We start from the raw sequence: 7,053 nt of genomic DNA on the forward strand, positions 1-7,053 counted from the left end.
TACTAACAGATGGTGTTATATCTTGAATAATTATTGCACCAAAAGAATTAGGAAGAGTGTATCTGTAACCTTTAGTAAACCCATTGTCAAAATATTCAAATACAAAAGAAGCATCTCTATTGTCGTTATTGTCATACATTTCAGCTAATATTTTATTATCATATACAGTTAATATGGTTTTACTACCCAACAACTGATTGTTAATTTCTAATCTTTGATTTGTAGAATGAGAATCATTTTTGTTAAAAGTTATATCTACGCATTTAAATGTCTGCGCATTTACTCCATAAGCGAAAAATAGAATAATGGAAAGGGTTACGAATTTAAGAATCTTCATAATAATAAAATTTTAATGTATGTATAATATTAGACAATATGTATGATAAATTTCGATTCTTTATAAACATTATTGATTTGATGATAAATTTCTATAAACAGTAGTAATCCTGAATAGCCAAAGCCAATTTGTATTGATTCTCTTGACCTTTCTTAATGAGTAGATTAATGTTTTCATCTTTATATATCTTATCTATTTTTTGTTGGCATACATCTTTAACTTCCACCAAATCCGTATGTGTATAAAAAAACATATCACCAGAATCTTTAATGAGAGATATAAGAAGATAATCTAAAAAATTATCAATATCTTTTTCTGCGGCATTATTCTTTTTATTATTTGGTAGGAGCATATCTGCATTAGCATCTATTAATTTATAAAAACGACTGAAATATCTAATTAATACTTTTATCATCTTGTATCTCCATGAATCCACATTTTTCCATATATCTTTCTCATAAACGACATGCATTGCGTGATATGAATAATAGTACGAAAGTATATCCCAATTACATAAATTAATATATGGGGTTAATCTATTTATTCGACAAAGGTCTTCCATAAACCAAAATACGGTAGCAGCGTGTATTGAATTAGAAATTCGTTTGTCAAAACCTGAATTATACTTCATGGCTTTAGCTATTATATCTTCGATTTTTTCAAATATCTCAATATTAATATGGTGTAATAATTCTTTAGAAATGCCATTGGGGGATAATGCCCCTTGTTTAGTATTATTTTGTACAATTAGATTGTATGCTTTATCAATCAATATATTAATATCTTCCATTTTGAGAATTAGCTGCTATATGTTAGTAATATGGTAATTTTAGATACTTAAATTTTAGACAATAAAAAAAGCGCGGACTTAAACTTCGTCTACGCTTTTAGAGGTATCGCCAAACACCATGTACACATATACGAGTAAAAGCCCACGCCATAGGCATGAGCATCAACTTTTTATTCTTGTGTACTTTTTTCAAATTGGCGATTTTCTAAAAGCAAGAATAAAGCTAACGCTTCTTTATCTTTATGTCTTATAATCTGTTAATGTTACATAGGCTGTTCTTCTTTCAATTATGCTCCAAAATTACAAAAAACACTTGTAAACGCAATAAGGATAGCATACTAAATTGTAAATCAAAGAGGTAGAAAATTCATTTATGCCTATATAAAAGCAATATTTCAGAATTTCCTACCTGTTAAAGATTAAAAGCTAAGACAGTCGTATGTATTCAAAAGTTCTTCCTGTCTTAATCCAAGATACCTTTTTGTAATAGCAACATTTGAATGATTGAAAAGTTCCATAAGTTTGACCAAAGCCAATTCAGAGTTTTCACTATTCATATTATAAACCTGTCTGCCAAAAGTCTTTCTAAGGGAATGACAGCTAAAATTTCCTATATGCAGTCTGTACTTTTTTTTCAGTTCTTTCAGTATTATGTTTATTCTTTGTACTGAATAGACTGTTCCTTTCTGACTGACTAATATAGGTGCATTGCATCCTATTGGATTTATAGACTTGTAACAGTCTGAAATGTGTCTTTGCAGTTGTGGGTTTATGCGGATAGTCCTTTTCTTTCCTGTTTTCCTTTCTATTATGGTAAACTCATTTACATTTAGAATCTGATTCCAACGTAAAGAAAGAATGTCGCTTATTCGTAAACCAAAGAAGCATCCCAAAGCTATAAGCAGGCTCATATTATAGTTACCATCCTTGAATAGTTTTCTAATTAGATTCATTGCTTCATCCCATTGTAGGAAATCAGCCGTTGTATTACTGTATTTCAAACTCATAATGTTTACTTTTAAGGGTAAAAGAACAAAAGTGAATGTCCGGTAGGTATTCAAGTCTGATAAATGATTGAATATGAACGGAACATTCACTTTCTTTATTAGTGAATCAATAAACGCATGAAATCAGAATGACCACTAACATAAATACTGCAACCGTTATTACAGGGTTAATGCAACAAAGCAGAATAAACAATATTGCAAATATGACAAATCCGCATCCTGCTTTTGTCATTGTGTCTTGATTCTCTTTTTTATCCATAACTTAGAATTTTAGATGTTCATAAAAAAATGAGAGATACCCATTTCTGAATATCTCTCATTGTGTAAAATCAGTCAATAAACCATTTGTAGTGTTCGTCACCATGCAAAGCTGCATTAATGCCTTGTGCTATCTCTGTTGCATTGTAGGCTCTATCCAAGAAAGAATCTATATAGCTTGACTTGTTTGCGCCTGTCAGTAGATTATAAAATTTCCACATAGACAGGTCACTGCCAAAACCACCAAAATCCATGTCTTGAATATAAGCCTTTGCCACGCTGTTTATTTGCGTATCTGTTATAAGCAAACGTGGAATACTCTTTTGATAACCTTGTGGCAGACATTGGTAAAGACGCATTTTTCCAAGAATCTGTGCAAACTGGTGTTCAGTTAGATAGCTATTCCCAAGCATTTGCATCAAATGAATGTGTTTTGCAGGGTTATAGGCATGAAACATTTCCAAAACAGAACGATATAAATCACAGGTATTTGAAACTTCCAAATTGCTTAAATATCCGTCTGTTGAAACACATAAATTGCAGCAAACCATGTTCTTGAATCCAACAAAAACCTTGAATTTTTCAACGGTTTTCTTTGAATACAGATTCATCTGATTATAAGCACGTACACCACCAACTGAAAGAGTGAGTTTGTTTCCCTCTACCGTTTCATAAATAGTGGGAATCTCAAAGCAAAACATCATACGTTCAAAGTATTGTGTTTTGTCACTTTCTAAAAGTTGGTTTGCAGGCTTATGAATCGCTTCAGGGATTCTGCCTTTGACAATGTGGGAAACACGAATGTCAGGTTTATCAATCGTTTCACCTGTAAAGAATGAGTTTGCAGCATCCCAAACCGTTTCAATAAAGGCATTGTGCGAAATTGTCAGTTCGTTATCCTTACTGAATACAGGAACGATACAATCACTCTTTAAATGCTGTAAATCAATCTCCATAGTGTTAGCTTCTATAAAGTGATTTACTTTTTTCACTTTTGTAGTTTCTTCTGAAATGATAGTTGCATCTTCTGCAAACTGCCCAAAGTTACCACGTCTTTTCTGTGCCAAAGTTGGCAATAAAACTAAGTTTTCCATACTTGAAAAATTTTAATTGGTGAATGATTAAGTTTGTTTCTTGTTTTCTTATTCAAGCATAGAGGGGGGAGTTTGTATTTAGTGAACTCGCTTGTATATGGCGCTCTCCAATTTTAAAAGCAGGATAATAGGATAGATAGAGGGGGATATTTCTAATGTATTGGTATGTATCTGTTTATGTGCCTATTTATAGCTTTCTTTATTGGATTGTTTTGCAGAATATCGGTTTATAATCTAATAAGAATTGTATTTTGTACCAAAATTGTGTTAGGCTATATATTTTCATTTTAATGACATAAATTTGTGTAATACAAAAAAAACTCCACATTTATAATATGGAGTTGAGGTATATTGGGAGGGATTTCTTTCTTTATAGGCTCTGCCTAAAAATCTACCAATTTAAATTTAAAAGCTGTAAGTTTATAAGAACCACCATTTATTGAGCCGCTGTTATCTGTATCATAGTATTTTGTAATCGTTTCTTGTATTACCTTACATTTTATATTATGCTCGTCATAAATGGCTTGTAATCTATCCCTAATTTCATTCTTGTTTATATAAACATTCATTTCAAACTCTTCCTTTATGTCTTTTAGAACGTTAGGAGAGAATCTAAGAATTTCAGCCTGTTCTTTGTCGTACTGCAAAATGACTTTGTCAATCAGTCCTTTTTTGTATTCTGCTTTTTCCATTCCTACTTTTCCTATTTTCATATAGGCATCAATGGTATATTTTGCTTCTGCTTGTTCACTTAATAGTTTGATATAGCTGCTCTTTTCCTCAAAACTGATTTTGCCGTTTTCAAAGTCATTATGAATCTTGTCTAAAAGTTGCACAAGTATTCTTCTTTTTTCAATTTCTTGTTTGGTGGTATTAAGTTTCCTTATATCATCTTCACCAATGCACTCTGTCACATCATTTAATGTGACATTAAAAAATCCTGTAGCTTTATATGCTTGATGTAAAGCTTGTGCTGAAATATAATAAGATTTGACACGTTCCTCGTTATAAAGGTTATCCACAGAAAAAGAATTGATTTCTCCTTTCTCATCTATCAAGTCTTGGTAATGCAAGCCTTTCATATCATCAAATATGGCTTCCTTTCTAATGTCATCAGTTTCCTTGTCGTGGCGTTCTTTCAGTATGTTATAGTCAGAAATAAACTGATTAATTCTTATATTTAACTCTTTCTGACTTCTAACTTTCATATCAGGATTGATAGTTGAAATATGAGTTAGTGAGTTATATGTGACATCGTCATCCTTTTTAGGCTTTCTGAATCTGCCTTGTATTTGTATGGCTTCCGTGAAAGGGTCTATCATAGTCCAATTCGCACTATTGAAGTCTGTCAGCATTATAATGTCAGGCTTGCACTTCCTAAGCACAATATCAAGTCCTGAATAGAAACGACAAGTAAAGAAGTTGTATTTTGCAAACGGATAGTATATATTAGAATAAGCGTTATGTATTCCTCTTTTAGCCAATTTCTCAACACTCTTTTGCGAACAGAATATTTTATAGTCTGCAATGCCAAGATTTTCTATGATTTCATTGATTCCGTCCGTGACATTGAAGAAGATGCAGACACATTTGCTGTCTTTCATGCTGTCAAGCACTTTCTTTAACCTCTTATAATAACTGTTGGTCACTATCAGTTCCAGGTCTTTTTTATAGTCATAGTCAGGCACAATCTTTATCTTCTGAAAGTTCTGCCGTTCAAACTCCTTATGTGACATGGGTAAAGGTGTGGCGGAAACGAAAGCTTTTTCCTCGAATTGGAAGAAGTCATAAATAGGCTGTATAATCTTGCTCCTGTAATCAATATCCTGAGTAACTTTCTCACATTCATCGAACAAGCAGAAGAAATTCTTGTAGATGTTGATGTTTAACTCTATTGCCGTATTTCGTATCTTTTTGAAACTTTCAGGAGTGGTAAAAATTTTCTTATATGGAATATCCATTTGCAGGTACTTCTTAATGGTATAAGGAGTGTATTTCTCATAAACGGCTTCCAAGTTCTCATTATCATTCAGCTTGCCAAGTATTACGGGAACATTTGGCTCAATAATAATAGAATTACGTTTTGAATGTATCTCACTATGGGTTGCTCCCAAACCTGTCAGGGTCTTGTCAAGAATGGTATTTGTCGGTATCATGTCATAACCGATTCGTTTTAATGCGTCAAGCAACCATTCTCCTTTTTTAATAATAACTTCTTTTATCTTCATATCTAATTCTTAGTATTAAAAGTAGATTTTACTTTATTTTCAGAACAGGTAGAAAATTGGGAAATTAGACTTTTATATAGGTGTCATACAAAATTCTACCTGTCTTGATTTTTTATTTTTAGAACTGGTTCTTGTTTATTTTCTGTGGATATACTTTCATATTCAGCGTATAAAGCCTTAAATGCTTCAACGTATGATTTAGCTTCCATAGACTGCCCCTGTTTAGGAGTAAAATGTTTATCCCATTGTTCTTTGTCTATTAGATTTATAGTGTCAATCACTTTTTGTTCATCTTGCTCAATATCATTATAATATTGTTTTAGCCCTTGTGCGAATCGTCCGTTAAATCTATCCTCTGACAAAAACTTATGTTCTCTCAAAGCGTTTAGAATCTTATCACCTATTTCACGAGTGGACTTATTCAGTTGTAGTTTGCCATAATCTGTTGGATTTTTATAACCCAGTTGGATTGACTTTATTTGTTTAGAAGTCAGATTGACTGTTCCAAAGGTGTAGAGTGCAAAGATAAAGGCAGCCTTGTACTTCTTGCATAATGAAAGTATATAATCCATTTCCTTGTCATTCGTTGAGATTCCAGAGTTGTAGAAGTCGCCATTGTTCCAAACCTTTCCATTGTTTCGTAAAGCTATATAACTGACTATATCCATATTTTCAGGAATATGTACTTCTATATATGTAGGCTGCATTTCGTTCAAAGCCGTGAATTGGAGTGCTAAATCTCTGTGTTGCCCGTCCTCACAAACTCCGTCATAGTTGAGATAGTCTTCTTGCTTTACAACCTCTGACGTAATCTTGAAGTTGCTGATAGTGGCTTCTCCTTTTCCTGTATTTCGTTCAATAGTCATTTTAAACAATTTTCTGTCGCCAATTTTTTCAATAGCTTCATTCATTGATATATATTCAATAGGCATGGATTCAATATAACCTAAGTTTTTGATTTTGTTATAGCAAGCCTTTACATTCTCTTTGTCAATGTTTTGACGGTTTCCCTCTATAAAGAGTAAATTAAGTTGTTTATTCATAACCTTTTCGTTTTTATTGTTATCTACTATGTTTAAGTTCTCTCCGTTGTTATTTTTAACAGCTTCCATAATTCTCAATTTTATTATTTTATAATTAATTTATTTTGTAACCGTCTGCCTTATGCGCACTTGGCTTTTGATTACGTTGCAAAGATATGGAGGCTGGAAAGAGTCTTTAGGGTATGAAAAAGGTATGGCAATTCTATACCCCTTTAAAATGAAATGATATAAAAAAAGAAAAGCCCTGCTCCTCATTATTGAGAAACAAGGCTTATGATATTGTATAAATATTATAT

6 protein-coding genes are annotated in these 7,053 nt (G+C 32.2%); all 6 read right to left on the reverse strand.

Features of this window, described 5'->3' with window-relative positions:
- Window positions 1–337: hypothetical protein (locus tag I6E11_RS13860; RefSeq protein WP_235338733.1), on the reverse strand; the 337-nt coding region annotated here is incomplete at its 3' end.
- Between the two features lie 91 nt (window positions 338–428).
- Window positions 429–1,127, reverse strand: a complete 699-nt coding sequence (locus tag I6E11_RS13865) for a hypothetical protein (protein ID WP_235338734.1) — start codon at window positions 1,125–1,127, stop codon at window positions 429–431.
- A gap of 419 nt (window positions 1,128–1,546) precedes the next feature.
- Entirely contained in the window at window positions 1,547–2,134 is a 588-nt protein-coding gene (locus tag I6E11_RS13870) for a tyrosine-type recombinase/integrase (RefSeq protein WP_235338735.1), read from the reverse strand.
- Window positions 2,135–2,463: 329 nt separating this feature from the next.
- Window positions 2,464–3,486 (reverse strand): DUF3871 family protein, encoded by a 1,023-nt coding sequence (locus I6E11_RS13875; protein ID WP_235338736.1) that lies wholly within the window; start codon window positions 3,484–3,486, stop codon window positions 2,464–2,466.
- Window positions 3,487–3,869: 383 nt separating this feature from the next.
- Window positions 3,870–5,714 (reverse strand): hypothetical protein, encoded by a 1,845-nt coding sequence (locus I6E11_RS13880; protein ID WP_235338737.1) that lies wholly within the window; start codon window positions 5,712–5,714, stop codon window positions 3,870–3,872.
- 95 nt (window positions 5,715–5,809) lie between these two features.
- Entirely contained in the window at window positions 5,810–6,826 is a 1,017-nt protein-coding gene (locus I6E11_RS13885; protein WP_235338738.1) for a hypothetical protein, read from the reverse strand.
- Window positions 6,827–7,053 lie beyond the last annotated feature (227 nt).

It is taken from the genome of Bacteroides caecigallinarum, assembly GCF_021531075.1.
In the GTDB taxonomy this organism is placed as follows: Bacteria; Bacteroidota; Bacteroidia; order Bacteroidales; family Bacteroidaceae; genus Phocaeicola; species Phocaeicola caecigallinarum_B.

Bases quoted from the DNA above. Each gene is read 5' to 3' on its own strand.
- I6E11_RS13885 (WP_235338738.1), bottom strand. From the start codon at position 6,826: ATGGAAGCTGTTAAAAATAACAACGGAGAGAACTTAAACATAGTAGAT.
- I6E11_RS13880 (WP_235338737.1), bottom strand. From the start codon at position 5,714: ATGAAGATAAAAGAAGTTATTATTAAAAAAGGAGAATGGTTGCTTGAC.
- I6E11_RS13865 (WP_235338734.1), bottom strand. From the start codon at position 1,127: ATGGAAGATATTAATATATTGATTGATAAAGCATACAATCTAATTGTA.
- I6E11_RS13875 (WP_235338736.1), bottom strand. From the start codon at position 3,486: ATGGAAAACTTAGTTTTATTGCCAACTTTGGCACAGAAAAGACGTGGT.
- I6E11_RS13870 (WP_235338735.1), bottom strand. From the start codon at position 2,134: ATGAGTTTGAAATACAGTAATACAACGGCTGATTTCCTACAATGGGAT.